At 61.1% G+C, this 22,656-nt stretch carries 21 protein-coding genes; 13 read left to right on the forward strand and 8 right to left on the reverse strand.

Features of this window, described 5'->3' with window-relative positions; all coding sequences use genetic code 11:
- Positions 1–57 precede the first annotated feature (57 nt).
- Positions 58–2,310 carry a maltose alpha-D-glucosyltransferase gene (treS, locus tag QRN42_RS07710; RefSeq protein ID WP_284978659.1) on the reverse strand — a complete coding sequence of 751 codons (2,253 nt, stop codon included), beginning with the start codon at positions 2,308–2,310 and terminating at the stop codon, positions 58–60.
- Positions 2,311–2,605: 295 nt separating this feature from the next.
- Here treS and QRN42_RS07715 point away from each other — a divergent pair, with 295 nt between their 5' ends.
- From QRN42_RS07715 to QRN42_RS07735, 5 genes are all read left to right on the forward strand, one after another.
- Positions 2,606–2,752: a lmo0937 family membrane protein gene (locus QRN42_RS07715; protein ID WP_284976819.1), complete on the forward strand. Its 147-nt coding sequence runs from the start codon at positions 2,606–2,608 to the stop codon at positions 2,750–2,752.
- Between the two features lie 94 nt (positions 2,753–2,846).
- Positions 2,847–3,836, forward strand: a complete 990-nt coding sequence (locus QRN42_RS07720; RefSeq protein WP_284978660.1) for an NAD-dependent epimerase/dehydratase family protein — start codon at positions 2,847–2,849, stop codon at positions 3,834–3,836.
- Positions 3,837–3,906: 70 nt separating this feature from the next.
- The gene (locus QRN42_RS07725; RefSeq protein ID WP_284978661.1) at positions 3,907–5,205 is read left to right on the forward strand and encodes an LssY C-terminal domain-containing protein; all 1,299 of its coding nucleotides are present in this window, start codon (positions 3,907–3,909) and stop codon (positions 5,203–5,205) included.
- A 421-nt stretch (positions 5,206–5,626) separates the two neighbouring features.
- The gene (locus QRN42_RS07730; RefSeq protein WP_284978662.1) at positions 5,627–6,790 is read left to right on the forward strand and encodes a WD40/YVTN/BNR-like repeat-containing protein; all 1,164 of its coding nucleotides are present in this window, start codon (positions 5,627–5,629) and stop codon (positions 6,788–6,790) included.
- A gap of 7 nt (positions 6,791–6,797) precedes the next feature.
- Complete coding sequence (locus QRN42_RS07735) at positions 6,798–7,085, forward strand: MoaD/ThiS family protein (RefSeq protein ID WP_284978663.1); 288 nt, start codon at positions 6,798–6,800, stop codon at positions 7,083–7,085.
- A 13-nt stretch (positions 7,086–7,098) separates the two neighbouring features.
- On the opposite strand, the gene QRN42_RS07740 is transcribed toward QRN42_RS07735, so the two are convergent.
- On the reverse strand, positions 7,099–7,347 hold the full coding sequence (locus QRN42_RS07740) for a hypothetical protein (RefSeq protein WP_284978664.1): 249 nt from the start codon (positions 7,345–7,347) through the stop codon (positions 7,099–7,101).
- 235 nt (positions 7,348–7,582) lie between these two features.
- Here QRN42_RS07740 and QRN42_RS07745 point away from each other — a divergent pair, with 235 nt between their 5' ends.
- Positions 7,583–10,360, forward strand: coding sequence for an FG-GAP repeat domain-containing protein (locus tag QRN42_RS07745; RefSeq protein WP_284978665.1), 2,778 nt, complete (start codon positions 7,583–7,585; stop codon positions 10,358–10,360).
- A gap of 13 nt (positions 10,361–10,373) precedes the next feature.
- Here the strand turns inward: QRN42_RS07745 and bsaP are convergent, their stop codons facing one another.
- From bsaP to QRN42_RS07755, 3 genes are all read right to left on the reverse strand, one after another.
- Positions 10,374–10,595, reverse strand: coding sequence for a biotin synthase auxiliary protein BsaP (bsaP, locus tag QRN42_RS18075; protein ID WP_502869483.1), 222 nt, complete (start codon positions 10,593–10,595; stop codon positions 10,374–10,376).
- Positions 10,592–11,626: a biotin synthase BioB gene (bioB, locus tag QRN42_RS07750; protein WP_284978666.1), complete on the reverse strand. Its 1,035-nt coding sequence runs from the start codon at positions 11,624–11,626 to the stop codon at positions 10,592–10,594. Before bioB ends, bsaP begins: the two co-directional genes overlap by 4 nt.
- A 342-nt stretch (positions 11,627–11,968) precedes the next feature.
- A complete protein-coding gene (locus QRN42_RS07755) occupies positions 11,969–12,118 on the reverse strand; it encodes a hypothetical protein (RefSeq protein WP_284978667.1) in 150 nt (49 codons plus the stop codon).
- A 261-nt stretch (positions 12,119–12,379) separates the two neighbouring features.
- Between QRN42_RS07755 and QRN42_RS07760 the strand changes: the two genes are divergently transcribed.
- Complete coding sequence (locus QRN42_RS07760; protein ID WP_284978668.1) at positions 12,380–12,949, forward strand: suppressor of fused domain protein; 570 nt, start codon at positions 12,380–12,382, stop codon at positions 12,947–12,949.
- Positions 12,950–13,240: 291 nt separating this feature from the next.
- On the opposite strand, the gene QRN42_RS07765 is transcribed toward QRN42_RS07760, so the two are convergent.
- Positions 13,241–13,450 (reverse strand): hypothetical protein, encoded by a 210-nt coding sequence (locus tag QRN42_RS07765; protein WP_284978669.1) that lies wholly within the window; start codon positions 13,448–13,450, stop codon positions 13,241–13,243.
- A gap of 179 nt (positions 13,451–13,629) precedes the next feature.
- Between QRN42_RS07765 and QRN42_RS07770 the strand changes: the two genes are divergently transcribed.
- Entirely contained in the window at positions 13,630–14,046 is a 417-nt protein-coding gene (locus QRN42_RS07770) for a hypothetical protein (protein WP_284978670.1), read from the forward strand.
- 823 nt (positions 14,047–14,869) lie between these two features.
- Here the strand turns inward: QRN42_RS07770 and QRN42_RS07775 are convergent.
- Positions 14,870–15,445, reverse strand: coding sequence for a recombinase family protein (locus QRN42_RS07775; RefSeq protein ID WP_284978671.1), 576 nt, complete (start codon positions 15,443–15,445; stop codon positions 14,870–14,872).
- A gap of 807 nt (positions 15,446–16,252) precedes the next feature.
- Here QRN42_RS07775 and QRN42_RS07780 point away from each other — a divergent pair.
- The 3 genes from QRN42_RS07780 (at position 16,253) to QRN42_RS07790 (ending at position 18,535) form a co-directional block, all read left to right on the forward strand.
- The gene (locus QRN42_RS07780) at positions 16,253–16,828 is read left to right on the forward strand and encodes a hypothetical protein (protein WP_284978673.1); all 576 of its coding nucleotides are present in this window, start codon (positions 16,253–16,255) and stop codon (positions 16,826–16,828) included.
- Positions 16,829–17,015: 187 nt separating this feature from the next.
- A complete protein-coding gene (locus QRN42_RS07785) occupies positions 17,016–17,825 on the forward strand; it encodes a hypothetical protein (protein ID WP_284978675.1) in 810 nt (269 codons plus the stop codon).
- 155 nt (positions 17,826–17,980) lie between these two features.
- Positions 17,981–18,535, forward strand: a complete 555-nt coding sequence (locus QRN42_RS07790) for a suppressor of fused domain protein (protein WP_284978676.1) — start codon at positions 17,981–17,983, stop codon at positions 18,533–18,535.
- A 368-nt stretch (positions 18,536–18,903) separates the two neighbouring features.
- Here QRN42_RS07790 and QRN42_RS07795 read toward each other — a convergent pair whose 3' ends face one another.
- On the reverse strand, positions 18,904–19,113 hold the full coding sequence (locus QRN42_RS07795) for a hypothetical protein (RefSeq protein WP_284978677.1): 210 nt from the start codon (positions 19,111–19,113) through the stop codon (positions 18,904–18,906).
- A gap of 1,733 nt (positions 19,114–20,846) precedes the next feature.
- Between QRN42_RS07795 and QRN42_RS07800 the strand changes: the two genes are divergently transcribed.
- On the forward strand, positions 20,847–21,263 hold the full coding sequence (locus QRN42_RS07800) for a hypothetical protein (RefSeq protein WP_284978678.1): 417 nt from the start codon (positions 20,847–20,849) through the stop codon (positions 21,261–21,263).
- 170 nt (positions 21,264–21,433) lie between these two features.
- On the forward strand, positions 21,434–21,988 hold the full coding sequence (locus tag QRN42_RS07805) for a suppressor of fused domain protein (protein WP_284978679.1): 555 nt from the start codon (positions 21,434–21,436) through the stop codon (positions 21,986–21,988).
- The last annotated feature ends 668 nt before the right edge of the window (positions 21,989–22,656 follow it).

Below are 22,656 nucleotides of genomic sequence, written 5' to 3' on the forward strand. Positions count from 1 at the left end.
ACAGCGCACGACGAAGGAGACGTTCGACGGCGGGTGGCTGGGCCGGTAGCGGGCCCGCTACTCGGTGGGCTCGTCCATCAGCAGCAGCGCCGTCCCTTGGAAAGCACGCAACTCGAGGAAGAAGCTGCAGAGATCGTCTACCTGGCCAACGTTTTCACCGCTGAAGAGGTCATGCACTCCGGCGCCGGGAACAAGGTGCGATGACTGGATGCTGCCGGCGATGTCCTGGTCTGAGAAGTTCAGTACCGTTACCTGCAGGGCGCCGTCGGCAAGCTGGTTGACCATCACCAGCAAGCCCCGGTTGGAAACCTCCGGCACGTCCAGGAGTGTGCTGGTTGCGATCCCGGATTCCTCCCGGACCGTGAGGATTTGCTGCAACCGCCGGGCGTAGGAGGCCGGATCCTTGAGTTGCTCGGGCAGCGGTCCGTACAAACTGCGTGCACGCGGCATTCCCGCGAGGGAGGTTTTCGCGTCCGGGCTGGTGCCCATCAGGTCATGCGCTCCACGGTTGATCCAACGGGTATCGCCTTGGGAGATGAGTTCCTTGACGGTTTCGCGGTCAAGGGCCGTGATCCCCGTGAGGTCCCATCCTGAGAGCGCAAATACGCCCGGTTGCAGCGCGTTGTACATGGACAGCAGCACATGGGCGTCCAGCACCTGGGTTTCCTGCTCCGGGGTGATGGCGTCCGGGTCCTTGATCCCCAAAGCCGCCATGATGAAACTGACCGTGGTGCAGGCGATGCCGTTGGTGGTGAACACCGCGTTGTACGGGCCGTTTTCACCAGTGAGGCGTTCCCGCAGTGTGTTCTGGACCTTTTCGGCCACTTCGGCGCCCGTCAGTTCCTCGCCGCCAAGCTCGAACACGTCGTCGCGGTGGCCCGCGGCAAAATGAAGGAGCTCGTAGGTGAGTTCGTCATGGTTTTGGAGCGCGTGGACCAGCGATGCCTGGTCTACGCCGATCTCCTTGGCGAGCTTCAGGGTCAGGCGCAGGAACTCGGTATCGCCGGTCACCAAGGCGTAGTGGTACGCAGGCCGGGTGATGAAATCGTAGGAGAGATCCGGACCGGATTCGGACTGCGTTTTGATGTCGTCGATGGTCAGGTTCAACTCCTGGAAGGAGAATCCGCCAACCTTGCGGATCATGGAGCCGATGAGCTGGTTGGCTGCCTCGGACAAGGGGTGGCCTTCGGACCAGCCCGGCTCCTCTTCCGCGCTCTTCTCGACGCCGAGGAACCCGTTGGCATCGAGCCGCAAGGCACCTGTTCCCAAATCAAGCAGCGAGTGCAGTGCATCGCCAACCACCAGACGCATCCCTGCGAAGGTTGGATCCAGCCAGTTGATGGACGGTTGGCCGGACTTGAAGTAGTGCAGGTAGACCCAGCGGCGCTTCTTGCCGGTGGTGTCCATGATTGCCCGGGTAGCGCTCCAGTTGGTTTCCTTGACGCCGGGTTCGTAGAAGATCACCCGCTGCAACCGCCCGATAATGTAGCCCGCTTGCTGCAGGGCTTTCTCGGCAGCGGGGCTGATGTTGACTGAATCCTGTCCTTCCGGAACTTCGGGCAATAAGTGCCAGTCCTCTTCCGGGATGTCCACCATGTGGTAGATGCCGGGGTAATCGCGGAAGTTCATTTCGGCCAGGCGGAAGTCGGCGCCCTTGCCGGTGTGACCGGGAACGATGTCGTCGATGACCGTTCCGCCGTGGTCGGCGGCGACCTCGCACATCTGCCTGAATTCCTCTTCGGTGCCGAAGGCAGGGTCAATGGCCATGCTGATCCGGTCGAAGTGCCCGTCCACACTGGGCGTTTGAGCCCAGCCCCGGATGCCGCCTGCCAGCTTCACCGGCCCGGTGTGCAACCCGCGGATGCCGATTTCCCGGAACGCCTCCCAGAGTTCCGGATCGCCCAACGCCGAGAGGAAGGACTGCCCTTGCTGGGTGATGAAGGAGAGGGGATAAGCAGTAAACCAGACGGGCGCACGCTCCACAGCGGCCCTTGGATTCGGGCGGGCGTACGAGTTCTGCCACATGCTCGCTTGCCCGGATAGCTGCCGGGCCATGGTGTTGGCGTCACCGAGCATTGACTGATTGCGGAGCCAGTCCACGTAGGTGGAGTTCAGTCCGTCAAACTCAAGTGACGGTCGAGCGGCAAAGAACTGCCGACGTCGGGCAATGGGCCTTAGCGCTTTGGGCCGGGCAGGGTAGAACTGCTCGTCGAAGGTGATCTCTGCTGGTTCGGTAGCCGTTTCCTCTGGCGCCTCTTCTGGATCCGCGCTCGTCTCTGACACGTTCTCGTTGACTACAGGCTCCCGCACAGTTTTTCTCCTTTATGTGGTCGCCGCGTCAACGCCGACCGTCCGAGGGGTCGTTCAAGAGGTCACGTACCCGGGCTGGCCCGGACTATTCATGCTAGTCGGCGCGACTGCCCGTTTGTCGAACCCGCGGAGAAGAAGTAGGTCCGTCGGCAGCTTGGTACGCCCTGCTGGGCACCGAATACATCGCTCCAGAGAAAAAACGTTGCTAAGGGTGCTTGCCTTTTGTGTAGCTTCTGTGAATATGTAGGGAGCGAAGACGCATTTTCGTCAGCGCCACGATAATAAGGAGACTCACATGTTGCTTTGGATAGCCATCATCATCGCCGTTCTTTGGCTGCTCGGCCTGCTCGCCAACATTGGTGGCGGACTCATTCACATCCTCTTGGTTATCGCCGTGATCGTGCTGATCGTCCACTTTGTCCGTGGTAGGTCCCGCGTCTAGGTCTTGAGCCAATGACGGACGGGCTGGCCATTTCACTACGGGTTGGTCAGCCCGTCTCCGGCCACGCCGCCCATCCCCCGGGAGATCGCAACCCATGAAAATCGTCGTGGTCGGCGGAAGCGGACACATTGGATCGTTCCTCGTCCCCCGGCTGGTACGTGCCGGTCACGAGGTCACCAACCTCAGCCGCGGTAGCACCAGCCCCTATACGGACGCTCCCGTGTGGCGGCAAGTTCGCCAAATCCCGCTCGACCGCGCCCAAGAGGACCGGGACGGCACCTTCGGCGACCGTGTCGCGGAGTTGCAGCCCGACGTCGTGGTCGACCTCGTGTGTTTTACCCTGCAATCGGCCACCATGCTGGTCAACCGCCTCCGGGGCGAGGTGGGACACCTCCTCCACTGCGGGTCCATCTGGCGCTACGGCGCAAGCCTCAGACTGCCCATCGCAGAAGCGGCCGATTCCGCCGCTGAGCCGCACGACGAATACGGCATCCAGAAGCGCGCCATCGCGCAAATGCTTAAGCAAGAGACGGCGTCCGGCGGACTTGTCACCACCTCGCTGCATCCTGGCCATATCGTGGGGCCGGGATGGCAACCGATCGGACCCTTGGGAAACCTGGACCCCTCAGTCTGGCTGACGATCTCCGCAGGGTCACCGCTGCAGGTGCCCGGCAGCGGTGTGGAACTCATGCACCATGTGCACGCCGACGACGTCGCACAGGCTTTCGAGAAAGCGATCGGGAAACCGGAGGCAGCTGCCGGGGAGGACTTCAACATCGTCGCCCCCACAGCACTCACCGTTCGCGGTTACGTCGGGATCGCGGCCTCATGGTTTGGCCAAACCCCACAACTTGCGCCGGTCAGCTGGGACGAATTCCGCGAACAGACCACGCCCGAGTTCGCCGATTCCAGCTGGGCCCATCTGTCCCGCAACCATTATTTGACTATTGAGAAAGCCAAGACTCTCCTTGGCTATGAGCCCCGGTACCAGCCGGAAGAAGCAGTGCACGAATCTGTGCGTTGGCTCATCGACAACAGCAAGCTCGAGGTAGCAAACCCACTGCGTGGGTACGCCGCCCCTTAAGCCGCTCTGGGCAGCGCCATGTACAACAAACACCCAAACCCCGAAGCTTGAAGAAAGCAAAGGGGGTTTCATGTACAAAGCGCCGAGCCGGGACGTTACTGACAGCTGGCTGGACCATGGATTCTTTGTCCTTGGCGGCGCGGCTTCTGTGTGGTTGGCGTTCCTCTTGGTTGGCGAGAGCTTCCACCTGGGCTGGGGCCGGTTGTGGTTTTCCTTCGTGTTCTGGGCATTCCTGGCCTACTTGCTGCTGCCACGGCTACATCGGATCCTGACCAGCATCTATGTCCCTGGCTACTTCATCGGCCGTGCGCGCACCAGCGACGGATTGTTGGGCGACCCCGTCAATGTGGCGCTCCTGGGGACCGAACCGCAAATCCACACGATCATGGACTCCGCAGGCTGGACCAAAGCCGACGACGTTACGCTGGCCAGCAGCGGGCGCATCGTCAGTTCCACCATCCTGCGTCGGAGCTACACTGAGGCACCGGTCAGCCCCCTGTACCTCTTTGACCGTCAGCAGGACTTCGCGTACCAGCAAGAAGTCAACAACACCCCGGGCAAGCGACACCACGTGCGTTTCTGGCGCTGCCCGGACGGGTGGCTCCTGCCCGGTGGCCATAAAGTTGATTGGCTAGCCGCCGGAACGTACGACCGCAGCGTCGGCCTCTCCCTCTTCACGCTCCAGATCACGCACAAGATCGAGCAAAACACGGACGTGGAACGGGACCACATCGTCCGCACCGTCTCCCAAGCCAACCCGGACGTACTGGTTCAGGTCATTGAGGACTTCTCCACCGGCTACCACTCCCGCAACGGAGGCGGCGACTCGATCTCCACGGACGGTGACCTGCCCATCATCGACGCCCGACGCGTGCCGGTTTCCACAGAGCACGCACCAATCGCCACTGACAGCCGCGACAGGCGCCCCGCGCCCACCATGATGGGAGCCGCGCTGGTCGCCGGCAGGGCCATAGCGGCCTTCGGACTGGTCATGGCCCTACTGACAGGGAGCGATGTCACCTTTGATAACCTCACCGACCCGGGAATGACGACGGCGGCTCTCGCCGTCGTCGTCGCTGTGGTCCTGCTCTTCGGACTAGGGGAGGTGTTCCTGGCATGGCGCGTCTTTTTGGGCAGCAACGGTGCCCGGGTCATCGCAATGACCCTTAGCTCCGCATCGATCCTGCTGCAGGCTGTTGACTACTCCACAGGTACCACGCATATCTCGCTGGAAGCGGGCCTGGCCGGCCTAGCCACGGACATCCTCGTGCTCCTGGCTCTATCCAGCCAAAGAGCCAGGATTTTCGCGAAACGCCAGCGCGTCCCGGCTGTTCCGGCGTCGGTGGTTTCCCGGCGCGTGGCGTCCTGACCTGCTTTTCGCAACGGCACGGCTGGACTCGGCGGGCAGAACTTCCCGATACCAACGCTTAAACCAAAAAGCTCCGGAGTGCGTTATTGGGGGATACGCACTCCGGAGCAGCCTTTGAGCAGGCGCTTTCGCGGTCCTGCAGTAACCACTCTACGGGCCCCCGGACGGCATTGCCACCACCTCGAATTACTACTTTCGCTTTAGTTTCCCGTGGCGTTTCCGGCGGTGCCCGGGGTTGAATAATTTCCCCTGATCGTATTAAAGTCTTGCTACCGAAACGGCATGGGCCATGTAGCCCGGAGAGGAGGAGCGCATCACCGCTGACCAATCCAAGCAACACCGTCCATATCCGTCGAAAGCCCCTCCTGAGGGGCTTTCCCTATGTCCGTAACCGTTGCCAGAGCCCCGCGCAGATGGTTCCATGGGGTTCATGGCTACCCCTGAGAGTTATGTCCTCGCGATCGGGACCAAGAAAGGCCTGTGGCTTGCAACAAGCCCGGACCGCAAAGACTGGTCCCTCTCCGGCCCGCACTTCCTGATGAGCGAGATTCCCAGCATCGGAATCGACACGCGGGACGGCAAAACCCGGATCATGGTGGGCGTTCGGTCCGAGCACTGGGGGCCAACCGTCGCCCATTCGGATGACCTCGGCGCCTCCTGGACTGAACCGGAGCACGGCGCCATCACCTTTCCAGAGGGCACCGACGCCGCACTGGAACGCATATGGCAGATCTACCCCGATGCGGAGTCCCGGCCGGGCGTGGTCTGGGCAGGCTGTGAGCCAATCTCCGTGTGGAAGTCGACCGACGGCGGCGAGCACTTCGAGTTGAACCGGGGACTGTGGGACCACCCCCACCGCAGCGAGTGGGGTGCCGGCTATGGTGGTGCCGCTGCGCACTCGATCGTGGTGAGCCCTTCCGGCGAGAACGTCCACATTGCCATGAGTACCGGTGGCGTGTACCGGTCGCTCGACGGCGGCGCCTCCTGGGAGCCGCGCAACAAAGGCATCTCGGCCTACTTCATGCCTGATCCGCAACCCGAGTTCGGCCAGTGCGTCCACAAGATCGCCGCAGATGCCGCCGTCGAGGGTCGCTTGTACGCGCAGAACCATCACGGCGTGTACCGGACCGATGACAACGGCGAGAACTGGGATTCCATCGCGGAGGGGCTGCCTGCCGATTTCGGTTTCGTCATGCTGACCCACCCGCGCAGGGAGGGCACCGCGTGGGTCATTCCGCTGAAGGCCGACGGCGAACGCATACCGCCGGGCGGAGTCCTGGCCGTCCACCGGACGGACGACGCCGGCAGCACGTGGAAAGAGCTCCGAACAGGCCTTCCCGAGCGCGAGTACAACGCGGTTCTCAGGGATGCCGCAGCCGTGGATACCGCCGAGCCTGTCGGCGTCTACTTCGGCACCCGCGGTGGGGCTGTCTATGCAAGCGCGGACGAGGGCGAGACCTTTACTGAAGTCGCAGCACACTTGCCGGACGTGCTGTGCGTCCGCGCCGCCGTCGTGGTCGGAGACCGCAGCGGTTCCGCCGTGGATGGTGCAGAAACCCGGGCCGCCGCTCCGGTAGCGGGGTAGCGGGGTCGTGGCTGACTTCACGGTCCTGTTGCCCGGGGTGCTGCAACCGCTCGTCGGCGGACAGTCCTACCTGACTGCGTCCGCCGATGGCGTGGTAACTGTCGGGGCGTTGCTGGATTCGGTGACCGGGGATTACCCGGTGCTGGCCAGGCGCTTGCGTGATGAGACCGGCGCGCTACGCCGTTACGTGAATATATACGTGAACGGAGATGAAGTCCGGCGGTTGAAGGGCCTTGGTACTGAGGTGGCTCCTGGCCAAGAGATCCTGATCATGCAGTCCGTGGCCGGAGGCTGAGCTGGGGCGGGTGTTAGGCGGCGTTGTGGTTGACCCGCCAGACGCTGCATTCATCGGTATTGATGGCCTTCCGCATCCCGGATGCATGGTCCATAATCCAGATGACGCCGATTCCCGGGGCCGTCTCCTGGACCCGTCCGCGGCGGACCACCACGTCATCGTAGGCCGGACCCACCGATAGGCGGGCCTCGATTTCGTCGCCGCGGTGCAGTTGGCTGATAGCGCGTATGCGTGTTTTTTGGGTAGTGACTTCCTTCAGCATGAGGTCCTCCTGGCTGGAGCCGGCGCCCGTACTTGCGGGCAATTCCAGTGTGGCGCGGCATTGTTGCCGCCGTATTTCCGCTGGGTTAGGGTCTAGTTAGCTTTCCGCGATGCCGGGATTACGACGTCGGCAGGCTGGCCCGCGCGCTTACCCGGGGACCGGCAGCAGCGGTTGTACCCTGATCTCGGTTCTTGAGACTCACAGGAACCGCTGACTCCGTCCCAGAGGAGATCCGATGGATCTTTTGCGGCGATCAACCGCGCTCTCCGCAGGCCTGGCGGTCTTTGCCGCAGGCCTTCTCTTTGTCCAGGCCCCGGCAACTGCCGTTCCTTTGCCGGGCCCGACCAATCCCAATGTTAAATTCTTCCCGGGCACCCCCCACTCCGAGCATGTCTTCGAAACCCCGCTCGGGCAGGCCCAACCGCTGCAGCAGCAGACCTCCCCCATGAAGTCTGCTCCGCTCAGCAGCGCTGCCCCCTCGGGACCAAGCGCTGCCCCCTTGGGGCAAGGCGGCGCAGCAGCCGGCCCCAACGGCGTCATCAGCATCCGCCTGGTGACTGCGAAGCTTGCGGACAACACCAACCCGGTCTCCATGCCCGATGCCGAAAAGGTGGTTGCTTCCACCAGCCGCTACTGGCAGGCCATGACGAACAACCGGCTGTCCATGACCGTCACCAGTGAAGTCCCGGAATTCCAATCCAAGGCCAGGTCCACGGACAGCTACGGGACCATCATCTCCACGATTTCCAGTGAACTTTCCTGGTCCTCCAGCCCGTATTCGGCCATGGCCATCATCATCCCCACCTCAACGCTTTCGGGTGGTGCGCTCGGCGCCGGCTACAGCAGCGGCAGCTACAGCGGGCGGGTTTTGCTGCCGCAGATCAGCAACTTCAGCAACAACGTGATGTCCCACGAATTCGGCCACGTCATTGGCCTCATGCACGCTGACGCCCTCCAGTGTGGAAGCGGAGCGCCGGACGTCGGCACGGACAGCAACGGACAGTTCACTGATCCTTCGTGCTACATCCGTGAATACGGAGACACCACCGACCTTATGGGCGCAGCACAGTACGCGCAGCCCGTGGTCAGCTCCACTTTTTGGGATTACGCCGGGCTGGGCCGGGGTGATGAAATTCGCGACGTCGGTGTGGCCACAGGCTCGCAGACCTACACCCTGACGCCGTGGGGCGGTACAGCTGCGCAGCGGGCCGTTAAGTTCACGGACCCCGTCAGCAAGGAGGCCTACTACCTGGAGCTCCGGGAGCCCGCCGGGTATGACGACTACCTCCGGTATGGCCCTTCCGGGAACATGGGTGTGAAGGTTGCCCAGCGCGGTGGTGCCACGATCGCGTCGTCGTTGATCCTGATGCCATCCACCAAGCCCTTCCCTGAACAGTGGTACGCCAAGAACCAGACGTGGCAGGCCGGGAGCACGTTCACCACTTATACGGGCACGCAGGTGACCATCAACTCGGTCAGCGCCACCTCCGCCAGCGTCACCATCAACGCCGACCCGAAACTGAAGGCCAGGATGCGGTTCTCCGCAGGCGACTTCAACGGAGACAAGCTCCCTGACGTCATCTCCCGTGAAACCGACGGGTCGCTGCTGCTCTTTGCGGGGCTCCCCGGCAACCGGCTCGCCGATCCCGTCCAAATCGGCTCCGGATGGGGCATCTTCAACACCGTGTTCGGCACGTCCGACTTCGACGGCGACGGATTCCCGGACATCCTTGCCCGCGCCAGCAACGGCGCTCTCTGGCTGTACCCGGGTGATGGCAAGGGCGGCTTCCTGGCAGCCCGCCAAGTGGGATCCGGGTGGCAAGGCTTCACCAATATCGTTGGGGTGGGCGATTTCAACGGCGATGGTCACAGCGATGTGGTCGCGTCCGCCGTCGACGGAACTCTTTGGCTGTATCCGGGCGATGGAACCGGTGGGTTCCTGGCTGCCTCGCAGATCGGTCAGGGCTGGGATGTCTTCAAGAGCCTCGCTGCGGCCGGTTCGTTCGGTGGCGGCACGGCGGGCTTGCTCGCCACGGCAACCGACGGCACCCTCTATGTCTACCCCGGCGACGGTAAGGGTGGCTTCTTGCCGCGTGCCGGCGTCGGCAGTGGTTGGGCCGGAGTGGGCGACCTCGTGAGCGGCCAGGACTTCACCGGCGACCAGGTCACCGACGTGCTGACAGCATCCTCGACCGGAACCATGCGACTGTACCCAGGCAACGGAAGCGGTTTCGCCGACCGGCTGCCCATCGGCAGCGGGTGGAACCAGTTCGCGCAGGTCTGGGAAGCAGGCGACTTCAACGGCGACGGCGTCGCGGACGTCTTGGCCCGTGGCACCGACGGCGCCCTGTGGCTCTATCGGGGCAACGGGTCCGGGAGCTTCCTGCCGCCGCTCAAGATCGGATCGGGTTGGGACATGTTCACGGCGGTGCTGAGCGCGGGTGACTTCGACGGCGACGGGCATCCTGACCTCGCAGCGAGGGACGCGCAGGGAAACCTGTGGCTGTACCCGAGCGACGGTAAGGGTAACTTCCTTGCCCGAAAGCAGATCGGCACTGGTTGGCAGAATTTCACGGCCTTGTTGGCTCCGGGCGACTTTTCCGGTGATGGCAAGGCCGACATCGTGGGCCGTGCCCCGGACGGGAGCCTGTGGCTCTACCCCGGCAACGGCACGGGAGGATTCCAACCCTGGCGTCAGATCGGCACGGGCTGGAACATGTTCAACTCGGTGGTCCAGGGCGGCGACTTCAACGGCGACGGCAAGGAAGACGTCATGGCCCGCGGAACGGACGGCTCGCTCTGGTTGTACCCGGGTGATGGCAACGGCGGTTTCCTGTCCAAGGTTTCCTTGGGCTCAGGGTGGAACATGTTCACCTCCTTCACGGCCCTCGGAAACGCGTTCACTGGCACCGGAGCGCCGTCGGTGGTGGGCGTAGCCGGGGACGGTACGTTGCTCCTCTACACGGGGAACGGTTCCGGACGTTTCCAGCCGGTGGTGCTCGCGCCGCGGTAGCTGAGCGCGCCCGTCATGGTGCAAGCACTCCGTGACGTGAGCATTCCGCCGCCCATCCTGTCGGTGTCACCTGGACTTTCAGGCGGCGCCGGCAGGCGGTGCAGTAGCGCGGCGGCTCCATTGCCAGGCGTTCGCCGCAGCGGCCGTGAACGTCCGACGTCGGGCCGGAGCCGCCGTCGAACGGCTCGCCGCAGTGCCCGCAAAACCCGGCGGTGGCTGTCGAAACCCTGTTCATAGCGTCTTCTGGAGTTCCGTAATCGGCATGTTTAAATCCACCAGCAGGTTGAGGTCGGCGGTGGCGGGCCGGCCAAGCTTGGTGAGGTAGTTGCCGACGATAACGGCGTTGATCCCCCCGAGGAGTCCCTCGCGAGTGCCAAGGTCGCCGAGGGTCAGTTCGCGTCCGCCGGCATAGCGCAGGACGGTTCGGGGCATGGCGAGACGGAACGCGGCGATGGCACGGAGTGCATCCTTGCCGTCCATGATGCCCTGGTTTTCGAGCGGGGTTCCGGGGCGCGGGTTGAGGAAGTTCAAGGGAACCTCGTGCGGTTCTAATGCCGCGAGCTGGGCGGCGAGTTCGGCGCGCTGCTCCAAGCTCTCGCCCATGCCGATGAGGGCTCCGCAGCACAGCTCCATGCCGGCCTCCTTGACCATGTTGCAGGTTTCGAGGCGTTCCTCGTAGCTGTGGGTGGTGACCACTTTTGGGAAGTAGCTGCGAGCAGTTTCGAGGTTGTGGTTGTAGCGGTGGACGCCCCAGCTGGCCAGCTGGTCCACCTGCCGCTGCGTGAGCATGCCCAGCGAGCAAGCGATATTGATGTCCACTTCCTCGTTGATCCGGTCGATTGCGAACTTGATCTGGTTCATGAGCTTGATATCGGGACCACGGACGGCGGCAACAATGCAAAACTCGGTGGCTCCGGTGGCTGCGGTTTCCTTGGCGGCCTTGACCAGTTCGGGGATATCCAGCCAGACGCCGCGGACAGGGCTGTCGAACAAGCCGGACTGGCTGCAGAAATGACAGTCCTCGGGGCAGCCGCCGGTCTTGATGGAGATGATGCCTTCGACTTCGACATCCTCGCCGCAGTGCTTTAGACGCACCTCGTGGGCCAGTTGCAGGGCTGCGGGAAGGGCAGTGTCAGGCAGGCGGAGGACGTCCTCAAGCTGTTCTTGGGTCAGGCCGATTCCTTTTTCAAGGACCTGCTGGCGGGCGTCCACCAAGATTTTGTCGCTTGCTTCATCGCTTGTTGCAACTGTTGCCTGAGTCGTCATTTATTGTCCTTCGCGCTTGCCGGCGGCAGAAATGCCTCGTAGCAGACGATAGTTTTTAGACAACGAGAGAATTTTGTTGGATGCCTACAATACTGGGCGCCAGCGCCTTGGTAGGCGTTGCTCAACATGCAGGCCTGGATTCACAGGCACCAATAGCGGTGTACGCCAACCAGGTGAGCCGGGGCGTGCTTCTGATCTGCCTTTCGAACCGTCAACGATCGTCGCGGTCACCCCACACCCCGCACGCGACCTGCGCCTTTTCTTGACGGATGAAAATCTATATCGGCCGCGTCGGGCGCAACCATTCGAGAATTCCTGCCTCGTGTTCCTGGGCGCCACTTGCTATATGGAGTGCGATGACCTCTTGCCGAGAGCCACCAGGATCATCCAGAGAGCCAAGGCGGCAGCGCCGACGAGTATGAGGACACCGCTCACCTCGGCCATGGCAGACGCCGGCTCGTGGCGTCTCCACGCGAACCAGGAGACGCCCATGAAGCCAAGCCAATAAATCAGGAACGAACAACCCAAGAGCGCTTGGCTGGTGCGGCTTCACTTAATCCCTTGAGGTCGCTGCGCCTGAAGAGATTCAGAATCTTCCCGTAGTCGGGGGCGGGAGCGGTCAGGGAGTTCACCGCGAAGATGAGACCGAGTATGACTGAAGCCCCGAGCCCGAAAGCTAGCAGCCCGAGGCGCCCTGACGGTGGAGCCATCGAGGATAGAACCGCGGAGGCGCTGCTGGATAGCACATCTGTGATGATCACACCCAGGAAGGTCAGGTTGGCCGCGGCGCAGACGCCGACGGCGACCCGCCCGATCACCGGAGTTGCCCCGACGTCTGACTCTGACTCCCCCATGGCTCCCGGGCTCCCCGGTGTGATTGCCATCGTCTACGACGACCTTCCCGAGTGCGGGATGATCACCGGCTTCACCTACGGCATCAGCCTAGCCAACAACCCCCTCTGGCGCTTCGGCAAGCCTGAGCTCTGTATCAGCGTGAGGTCCGACGATGTCCGCTGGCCGCTTGCCCTCGGGCGCATCGGAGAGGGCCAACGGGGAAACCCGTTCCAAATCGGCGACACAATCAACATCGGCGAGAGGATCGCCTCTGACTCCGACATGACCGCATTCGTCATCTTCGCCCCCGCCGTCCTTGACCGTGAGGACTACACCGGCATCAACATCGGCGAGACTCTGCCAATCAACCTCAGTGGTCTCTACCCGATCCATGAGGCCGAGCGCCGCTACATCCAGGATCACGGAATCGGGGCCTTCTGGGACCTCGACTGGGACCCCTACGACGTCAGTCGGCCCTCCGTCGTCTGAGCGGACCTCGTCCCGGTGAAGGATCGGCCAACGGGCACTGTGAGGGGTCGATGGGCCGCCCGGTTTACGGGCGGTCGAACCCGTCTCCTGGTCCGACCCGATGTGTCGGACGACGCGCGCTACCAGTTGGATGCGGCGTATGCGAAAAGTTGAAAGCGCGCATTCGTTGGTGCGTCGTACAGCTCGGTCCAGAACCTAAAGCCCGCGGGGCCGATCGACGCGAGAAACTCGGGCGAACGCTGAAGGCCCCCGCAGTCTCATCAGCGAGGGCTTTCCTGATAACGATGACTCCTACGCGCCGGGAGGCGCAGCCATTGTCGCTCGTCCGGATTTCCGCCGGGCCATGACGTACCTGGCGATCAGCAACACCCCAACAGGAACAAACATGATCCCAGTAATGAGCCGCAGCGAGTCGACGGGCATCCATGAGAGGAGGATCGCGGCCCAGATGAGCAGAAAGATTCCAGCTACCAGTCCAGGAATGGACGGATTCTTATTCATACGGATTCCTTCCGATATGTTGCCGATAGTTACCAGCCTACGAGAGTGCGCCGGCCAACTACCGGCATCCGAGCCCTGAGACCAAGAACCCCAAGCCAGCTTGCCATTCCCCAACCGCAGAGTTTGGGTTCACTAGGAGGATAGTCTCAGGGTGAATGACTCAAGATCGAGGATTGCCAATGAACGTCGTGATTGTGGTCTTTGGAATATCGGCGGGACTATCCGCCGCATACTGGGGCCGCTACCGATTCCCCGTGGTCCGCCGCGGTTCTGTTCTCGACGAGCGCTTGGGACTTCTTAACTTGTACTGCGTTGCAGTCCAGGGCGTGGTCGCTATTGCTTTGGCGCTCTCAACCAACATGGCAGGATTGCCTGCGCTGGCTTTTGCGGCAAGTGGCCTGCTTCTTGCCGCGGTCCCTCTCTATTTGTCGAAAAGGAGGGACCCGCGACTGGCTGCGCCTCGCCGGGAGGGAAGCCATGTAAACGAGGAAAGTGCACTCAAGCTGACGTCGAGGTGGCCGTACACCGTTGTCTACACGGCCGGCTACGTCGCTCTCTTCTCCTATGTCCTGTCGCTCGGAATCGTAGTCAGGTAACTGTAGTGCGCACGGGACAACCTAGTGCAAATGAGCCAATAACGATGACACCTCGAGCGGGTGCTGACGTGGGGAGACGGGCAAGGGCAGTTCGATCATCGAAATGGTTTACTCGTCGGGCGGAGGCATCGACCTCACCTCTCAATTGACACCGTCTTTCTGCCAACGCCCGATTGACCTTCCAGATTTGAGCAATCCCGCGTTGCCCGGACCGTCCTCTTTCGGGCTACCACACGTAGGCGGCAATGTGAAAGCGCCGCCACCATTGCCGACGAAGTCACAGCGTAGGTTAGTTAGTTAAGTGGTCCGACAAGATTCGGTGGTACCCATATACGCTGTCTCAATACCCCAGCTCGAACGCACGTTCCGCTTATCTTGGAGTGCGGATACGACCTGCTCCGCGCCAAGAGGCTCATGAAGTGCACCCGACAAGGCCGCACGCGGCCGCTCAGCGGTGAGCTGCCCATCGCGGACGTCAGTGGCAGCGATGAAGAAGACGAAGTCCACTATTGGAAGACTTCCCCGGCCGCTCCAAGATCGGCAAGATCGGGGCCCCCTCCTCGAGTTCAACCGCGTACTCCGGGCCGGTGGCGCGCGGGCTGACATACCGCGTTCCGAGGCTGTCGCGGCCGCAACGGCGTGTGATTCCGGACTTTTCTGGCGACCGATGGCGGATGCCCGTAAGCCGGTCCTCCACCGGCCGACATGCACCACCGAAATCGAGTCATCAAAATCTTCGTCATTCTGTGACTTTCAGCGATAAATGGCGGTCTTTTTGCGGCGCTATTTGGCGCGTTCCCAGCAGTAGGCGCCGCGTCGGTCTTCAGATGGTGCGCCTTTGGAGTTCGCGGTACACCGTCGTCCGTGACACCCGGAACAGCTCGGCCAGTTCGGCCTGCGTATGCTCGCCGGCGTCATGCAGTGTCAGAAGGTGCTTCCGCTGCGTCTTGGACAATTTTGGCTGCTTGCCTTTTAGTCGCCCTTTGGCTTTTGCGACAACCATACCCTCGCGGGTGCGCATCCGGATCAGATCCGCCTCAAACTCGGCCACCATCCCCAGCACGTTGAACAGCAGACGGCCTACCGGGTCAGCTGGATCGTGGATGCTTCCACCGAGACTCAGAACAACCCCCTTGGCCGTCAGCTCATCGGCAATGTCCCTTGCATCAGATAGGGAGCGCGCCAGCCGGTCGAGCTTGGTCACCACGAGCGTATCGCCGGCCCGGCAGGCCGCCATCGCTTCACGGAGACCTGGGCGCACACGATTCGCTCCCGTCAGTCCGTGATCGACGAAGATTTGGGTCTCCTCCACACCCAAAGCAACGAGGGCATTGCGTTGGGCGGTGAGGTCTTGGTCGTTCGTCGAGACCCGCGCATAACCGATCTTCATTCCAGTCATAAGGAACATGGTTGCAGTAATCCCCCCGTCACCGTGCATTTCATCGTGCGGGTCTTACGTACATGGGCCAAGCCAGCAATCGCGTGGGACGTGGCGACAGGCTTTGGCGGCACGGTGATCGACCGGCTTACGGGCGCCCGTGATCCACGCCGGAACAGACCGATCACGTACAGGAATACTGATATCGGGAGCTCACAACCGGGGGCCACGCCATCGTTCGAGGTTTGTTCTGCCCATCGTCGCTGCATGCCCAACAGCGCTGGGCAAGAAGTCGGGACTTACTCGCAGCCGGTAGGCTTTTGCTGAAATTGCACATTGGGGAAGGGGCTTCACACGATGAGTCGAACATGGCATGGATTTGATGACCGGGTTTTTCTTGACCTAGCTGAGCACCAGACATACCTTCGCCGCCCACCCGTTCGATACTCCGCGAGGGGTCTCTCTGCGCATCTAGGAATTTGTGAAGTATGCGGCACAGCTCCGACGCAGGAAAATCCGCTTCAAACCGCCCACAGGGTGCCTTTTATCAAGGGCGTCCTAACGTTTCGATTTACGCCAGACTGGCTTGACGGGCCAGAGAATCTGCGGTGGGCGCACCGCAATGTCTGCAACAAACAGGTTGAGCTTTCTGACGATGACATCCTCGCGCTCATTGCCCCGTTGGCAGATGGAGACAAGGTCCCGGATTGGATTAGCGCTGACCGCTCTTGGATAGGTGCGTCGGTTCTAAGGCAACGCGCTAGATAACAGGCTGCATACAGGAAGCACAGTAACAGGCAACAACCAGTGCAAGACGTGAGGTAATTAGTGGATTCAGTGGCAATTTGGGCGATGCTTGCCGCTGTTGGCAGTGCTGTGGCTGCATTCGTCAGCTGGATGACTGCTCATACTGCGCTGAAAACGAATCGGAGGCAGCACTCTGCTGTGTTGCTTGCGGAGTTGACTACAGGTGAAGTAGCCTCCGCGCGCGATCGTATCGGTAGCTGGCTTTATGGAACACATGAGCAGCATTCTTCAATCAGCAACCCGGACCTGATACAGGCCTACTACGTAGTGGCATGGGCGCTCGAGCGCCTAGCAGTCGGTAGAACGGCTCTGGGCGCGATGCGCTTTGGCGATAAGCAGTCCCTGAAGGAGTTGGATGAGAGGATTCGCTGGCACGTCCAGGAGCAAGCGCAAAACCTTCGCTTCATCGCTAACTACGTGAAGACAATCGACAATAAGGAGATGGAGGGTTCATTGCGCTCCATAGAAAAGCACGTTCGGTACCTAGAAGTTCCCGAAGATCGTCTCGTCAAACAGTGCAATGCGCCCGGCTGCTGGCGGCAGCCTGGCGTGGAGGGAGTACGCCCTTCAGACGTGATGCTTCCTGACAATCCATAAATGGAACCTTGCTACAGTCCAGAAATGACGACTGACCTCTTCGCAGCAGCTCAACGACTTACCGAGGTACACCGGGACCGTCGCAGCGTTGACAGCGGTCGGCTTGTGGGGATGTATTCTCATTTCAAGCACACAAACTCTGGGGGACTAAATGCCTGCTTTCTATTCCGTCAAGCCTTTCGGGCAAATGCCCGGTCCGAAATTGAAAACCGGCCGCGTGAACTTCCGTAAAGTCATTTTCGCAGCAGGGGTTGTAGGCGCCGTCTTCTTCACGTCAGCTTGCTCGGCTTCCGAAGCGGCGTCCCCGACTGGCACCTCAAGTCCCTCCGGTAGTGCGTCCGCAGCTGCTGCCCCGTCAGCGACCCCGTCGGCGGTTACTTTTCCTTACACCTTGCCCAACGGCCTTGTCGCCAAGGGCGTAGCAAACGACGGCCACGGTGATTACATCCAGACGAGCATTGCCGACACTGACCCGGCGATGAAGTACAATCCGGCCATCACCGATGACGCAGCTAAGGCTCACTTCTCGGAGGCCGACCTCGCCGAGGCCCAGAAAGTGATCGTCCGCTTCATTGCCGAGGAGGCCATCGACTCGACCCTCAATGACGGCACCGATGTTGACGCCTGGTGGGCGGCACATTTGGATCAGATCCATCCGGGAAATATGGTCATGCTCACAGACATGAAATCCAGCAAGGATATTCTCGCTCGTGAACGCTGGATGGCAACCAAACCCGGGTTCTCTTACGCCCATGGAGACAAGCCCCGCGTCACCCGACGGACCATCACCCCGGTCAAGCTCGGGTTTGTCGAAAACGGACCCCTGCAGGGTGTCATGCTTGGCACAACGGCGAGCTACAGCATGGCGGTAACTTCTGGACCAGATCAGAACTCGACAGCGGAACTGACTTTCACCGCCGCTAAAGACCCTGCTGACGGTAAATGGAAAATTGCCGGTTACAACACGAACTACCACACAGCCCAATTGCTCAAATAGCAGCTCGGCAAAGGTACCTGGCTCGTGAAGAGGGCCACGTGGCTCAACCAGCTATTGCAAGGGGTAACTCTGACGGGGAGGAGGTCCGATTTACCGTCGCGGATTTCCATCCTTCCCCAGCGTCCCATTAGCCGAAGCGTTGCTAGAGTGGCGGGGTGCCCACTCGCCTTGAGCAGTTCCTCTCCCATCTCGACGGTCTGAGCGGCGGGATCGAGCCACGGTTCTTCCCGGTCGAAAAGAGTCCTCCCGGGCTGCCCGGTGTGATTGCAATCGTCTACGACGGCCTTCCCGAGCGCGGGATGATGACCGGCTTCACCTACGGCATCAGCCTCGCCAACCACCCCCTTTGGCGCTTCGGCAGACCCGAGCTCTGTATCAGCGTGAGGTCCGACGATGTTCGCTGGCCGCTTGCCCTCGCGGACATCGGAGAAGGCCAACGGGGAAACCCGTTCCACTACGGCGATACGATCAACTTCGGCGAGAGGATCGCTCCTGACTCCGACATGACCGCCTTCGTCGTCTTCGCCCCCTCCGTCCTTGACCGTGAGGACTACACCGGCATCAACATCGGCGAGACTCTGCCAATCAACCTCTGTGGTCTCTACCCGATCCATGAGGCCGAACGCCGCTACATCCAGGATCACGGATTCGACGCCTTTTGGGAGCTCGACTGGGACCCCTACGACGTCAGACGGTCCTCCGCCGTCTGAGCGGACATCGTCCGCTCAGGGATCCCTATTTCGGACGCGGGCCGTCCGATAGTCCACGGGCTTAGGGGGAACATCCCCGGGGGTCCTACTGCTTGTCCGCTTCCGATTCGGCTTCGGTTTTTCCAAGATCCCGGCGAAGCGTTGCCGGTCAAGGAAGATGGTGATCCAACCGATCGCCATGAATAGAAGCGATGCGAGGGTCTCCCTTTTTCATACAAGCAAATCGGGGCCTAGTTGGCGTGGGGCCAGGTGTGGTCGCCGGCGAGGTTGATGTGGTCTAGGCCTAGGGTTTTATCGACGCATACCGGTGTCGCCGTAGGCATGATCCCTCGAATAGGGGATGACAGTTGGTTGAGCTAACCGGCGGATTATGCGGCCTTATTCCGGTCCACGCGCTCTGGCCTCTCTGCTCGGAGGGCCGCCTCTGCCTTGGTTGCCTCCAGGATTTCAGCGAAACGCTGCCGGTCGAGGTACGGCGCACCGCCCAAGCGAATGACGCGACCCATGTAGGGGTCCAGTTGCATGAGCTTCTTCTCGCCGTAAAGAAGTGTCGTGTACCCGGCCCTTCGTTCGGCCATTTCACGGCGGGCTCGCCGAAAAAGCGCAACGCCAAATAGGGGGGAATTGAGGAGAGCAAGCCCTAAGAGAGCATGAACTACCCAGTTCTCGGGGACTCTAATCTCGTTGAGGATCCATATGACGCCGACTACAGCGATCCCTGACGCTGCGAAAAGATATTGCCAGCGCAACAAGGCGTAAGCGGTCGGGCCTTCTAGGAGAGGCCCCTTAGCCGAACTGTCTACCACGTTGATGCTCCATATCCCGCATTAAGTAGATCCGCCGGAAGCGTCGAAATTCCGGCGTCCAGTTCCATTTTCATAATCGCACGTCCAAAACCGTATGACGTGTAGCCGACAACCGTCAGGGTCGCGTTAGTTGAACACTCTTTTCATACGAAGGATTATCCACGAGGGCGGACGCCACATGGACGACTGCATCGTGGCGACCCAAGGCCGCCCGGCCGGCGGAGTGAACGATTACGGGCAGCAAGCTGCAATGTGCCAATTGATCGATTCCTAACCCAGAGCCGAACGCGTCGACTATGTCCGTAAGCCGGCGGACCCCCTCACGCTCGTGCCCGGTGGGGGATTCCCTTACGTACATTGAGAATGACAAGTCGACTGCTGCGGGACACGACGGCGCCGAGCAAAACCTGATGAAAAACGGAGCCGCGAGGACGCCAACGCCACGCAAAAACACGGCTTTAGCCTGCGCGGGCTCCGCTTTCTCAAGCGATCCCTGATGAGGGTGATGATCGACGGCAGTGGTGTTTGCTTTGGAAGCCAATATCGCTTGCGTTCAGACGCCCACCGACGGAAAGAAGTGACGGGCGGCCGCACAAGATGCTGTCATGTTAAGCGGAGTTGCTGTCTACTGGCGAACCTCTGTGTGGGCCGCCTTAGCCTTGGTTGCTTTCAGAATCTCAGCAAAACGTTGCGGGTCAATATAGGGTGAGCCGGCCAAGCGGATGATGTGGCCCATATAGGGATCTCGTTGTAGCAAATCTTTGTCACCGAGGCGGAGAGTCGTATAGCCAGCTTGCCGTTCCACCTTTTCGCGCTTGGGAACGCTACCGATAAGAACGATAACCGGCAGCCCAGTGACCCCGAAACAAAACAGCAGAAAAGTCGTAAACCACGACTGTGGGACACCGGACACGCTGCAGACAAAGGTTATTGCAAGCACTATGAGGGTCGCCGTTGTACATCGGTTCCGCCACTTCTGAAGCTGGTGTGCGGTTACGCCTGGCACGAGCTGACGCTCGGGATTGTTGGTTACCAAGTACCTACTCCGTATCCGAACGGGAGGAGGTCCGCTGGCAGCTGTCCCACGGGCAGCCTAGTAACCGGTTCCTCGCCGACTGACGTTTTGTCTAGCATTTTTTTCACCGCAAGGCCATAACCGAACGAAGCAAAGCCAACGCCGGTCATAACGATTCCCATGCTGCATTGCTGGGAGCCCCAGCCCGAGCCCCTTCCTGAGCTTCTGGAAGGGGCTGGAGTGAGTCATCGCGCCAGTGTGTCACGACGCTGGGATGTTGGCGGTAGTCAGTCACCAGCTGAGACTACCCAACGAACGCATCCGTGAGAGCACCTCGGTGGACAAGTACGCCTGCGTCGGAGGAGGGATCCTTCCGGGCGCTGGGGTGAAGAAGTCCAGTTCGCCATCTGTGATGAGCAGGACCCTAGAATAAGGGCGCAGCACTATGAGACATTCGCCGACGGACGATCGTAAAGAGGAGCGATATTTGGTGGCAGACTCTTACGTCCCCAACACGCTGTTGTCGAGGCTGGTGGGGAACAGAATGTACTCCATCGAGTTCGTCCTGAACGACTACGTGCAGCTCCGTTTCGACGGAGACCCTGATGCCTGCGGCCCGATCGTCCTGAACAGTTATGTATGGCCAGTTGCCGAGTCAGCCGGTCGTTCATGGCGTGAACCGGAGCTAGGCTACGCGGATGCGTTGCGTCGGCTCACTCCGGGAACGGTGATCTCCACCAGCGAGGCAACAGGTACAGGTATCCGCATTGAGCTTGATACCGGCACGGTCCTGATTCACCCTGCTCAAGAGGAGGTCCACATCGAGATCGCAGAACTCAGAGGCTTCAGTGATCTTTCATGGATGGTTTGGCGCCCGGGTGAGGAAAGCTTTGAGGACTTGATCTAACTGCCCCCTAGTCAGCGGCCAGAGACTGCCTGTCCGGTGAAGGATCCCTGACCGTGCATGCGTTGATAGCGCGAGGAGGTGATTCTGGCGGCGAGGAGGTCCGATTGACCGACGAGGATTCCCGTCCGTCTCCCGTGTCTCATAAGTCGAAGCGTTGCTAGAGTAGCGGGGTGCCCACCCGCCTTGAGCAGTTCCTCTCCCATCTCGACGACCTCAGCGGCGGGATCGAGCCACGGTTCTTCCCGGTCGAAAAGAGTCATCCCGGGCTGCCCGGTGTGACTGCGATCGTCTACGACAACCTTCCCGAGCGCGGGATGATCACCGGCTTCACCTACGGCATCAGCCTAGCCAACAACCCCCTCTGGCGCTTCGGCAAGCCTGAGCTCTGTATCAGCGTGAAGTCCGACGACGTCCGCTGGCCGCTTGCCCTCGCGCACATCGGAGAGGGCCAACGGGGAAACCCGTTCCAAATCGGCGACACAATCAACGTCGGCGAGAGGATCGCTCCTGACTCCGACATGACCGCATTCGTCATCTTCGCCCCCGCCGTCCTTGACCGTGAGGACTACACCGGCATCAACATCGGCGAGACTCTGCCAATCAACCTCAGTGGTCTCTACCCCATCCATGAGGCCGAGCGCCGCTACATACAGGATCACGGAATCGGGGCCTTCTGGGACCTCGACTGGGACCCCTACGACGTCAGTCGGCCCTCCGTCGTCTGAGCGGGCCTGGTCCGGTGGAGGATCCTTTACCGGCCCCTTCGCCCGGTCATGACAAAGAAAATTGAATCCCGAGCACTGCGAAGAATATGCCCATGAGCATGTACATGAATCCCATGCCCTTAATCGACGAGACGTCAGCGAATGTAAAACCCCCAGGTCTGATTCCTCGGCTCTCCCTGTAGATCCTCGACCATGTACTTGCGGTTCCATTGATATCTCGAAAGACATGCAGCCCAAACAGGAACAAGAACAGACCAGCTACACTCACGCCGATGGCAACCCCGTTCACTCTGGTTATGACGCCGAGAAGAAAAGTGCCCAGGAAAAGCGCGATGAAGCACCGGTGGAAGGTTCTGGCTGGTTGAGGTAATTCGGTAAATAGCCGCTTGATCCCCCGGAGAGTTTTAATGACGCACCTTCCACAGATTGGTCGTACCTAAGGAGTCTTGAGACACCTGGTCTGTCACCGACCATACATTGCACCCGTAGGCGGAGTCCGTGAAGCGTTCGCTCAAGGATCACGGTGGCACCAGGACGAAAGCCTGACCCACAACCCCGCGTCCGGGCGAACTGCCGAAGCACCGTGCGGCCCGAGCAACGCCCGTAAGTCGGTGGTTTAGCAGAGGTCCCCGCGTCCGAATAGGGATCCTCAACCGGACTCTTGGGAC

Origin of the sequence: Arthrobacter sp. fls2-241-R2A-200, from assembly GCF_030209745.1 — a bacterium.
Lineage (GTDB): Bacteria > Actinomycetota > Actinomycetes > Actinomycetales > Micrococcaceae > Arthrobacter.

What these genes read in the sequence shown, in the direction of transcription:
- bioB (WP_284978666.1), bottom strand. Translation starts at nt 11,626, where the DNA reads ATGACGACTCAGGCAACAGTTGCAACAAGCGATGAAGCAAGCGACAAA.
- QRN42_RS07745 (WP_284978665.1), top strand. Translation starts at nt 7,583, where the DNA reads ATGGATCTTTTGCGGCGATCAACCGCGCTCTCCGCAGGCCTGGCGGTC.
- QRN42_RS07765 (WP_284978669.1), bottom strand. Translation starts at nt 13,450, where the DNA reads ATGAATAAGAATCCGTCCATTCCTGGACTGGTAGCTGGAATCTTTCTG.
- QRN42_RS07785 (WP_284978675.1), top strand. Translation starts at nt 17,016, where the DNA reads ATGCCCGGTCCGAAATTGAAAACCGGCCGCGTGAACTTCCGTAAAGTC.
- QRN42_RS07730 (WP_284978662.1), top strand. Translation starts at nt 5,627, where the DNA reads ATGGGGTTCATGGCTACCCCTGAGAGTTATGTCCTCGCGATCGGGACC.
- QRN42_RS07740 (WP_284978664.1), bottom strand. Translation starts at nt 7,347, where the DNA reads ATGCTGAAGGAAGTCACTACCCAAAAAACACGCATACGCGCTATCAGC.
- QRN42_RS07755 (WP_284978667.1), bottom strand. Translation starts at nt 12,118, where the DNA reads ATGGGCGTCTCCTGGTTCGCGTGGAGACGCCACGAGCCGGCGTCTGCC.
- QRN42_RS07775 (WP_284978671.1), bottom strand. Translation starts at nt 15,445, where the DNA reads ATGACTGGAATGAAGATCGGTTATGCGCGGGTCTCGACGAACGACCAA.
- QRN42_RS07715 (WP_284976819.1), top strand. Translation starts at nt 2,606, where the DNA reads ATGTTGCTTTGGATAGCCATCATCATCGCCGTTCTTTGGCTGCTCGGC.
- QRN42_RS07770 (WP_284978670.1), top strand. Translation starts at nt 13,630, where the DNA reads ATGAACGTCGTGATTGTGGTCTTTGGAATATCGGCGGGACTATCCGCC.
- QRN42_RS07725 (WP_284978661.1), top strand. Translation starts at nt 3,907, where the DNA reads ATGTACAAAGCGCCGAGCCGGGACGTTACTGACAGCTGGCTGGACCAT.
- QRN42_RS07795 (WP_284978677.1), bottom strand. Translation starts at nt 19,113, where the DNA reads ATGGCCGAACGAAGGGCCGGGTACACGACACTTCTTTACGGCGAGAAG.
- bsaP (WP_502869483.1), bottom strand. Translation starts at nt 10,595, where the DNA reads ATGAACAGGGTTTCGACAGCCACCGCCGGGTTTTGCGGGCACTGCGGC.
- QRN42_RS07720 (WP_284978660.1), top strand. Translation starts at nt 2,847, where the DNA reads ATGAAAATCGTCGTGGTCGGCGGAAGCGGACACATTGGATCGTTCCTC.
- QRN42_RS07760 (WP_284978668.1), top strand. Translation starts at nt 12,380, where the DNA reads ATGATCACACCCAGGAAGGTCAGGTTGGCCGCGGCGCAGACGCCGACG.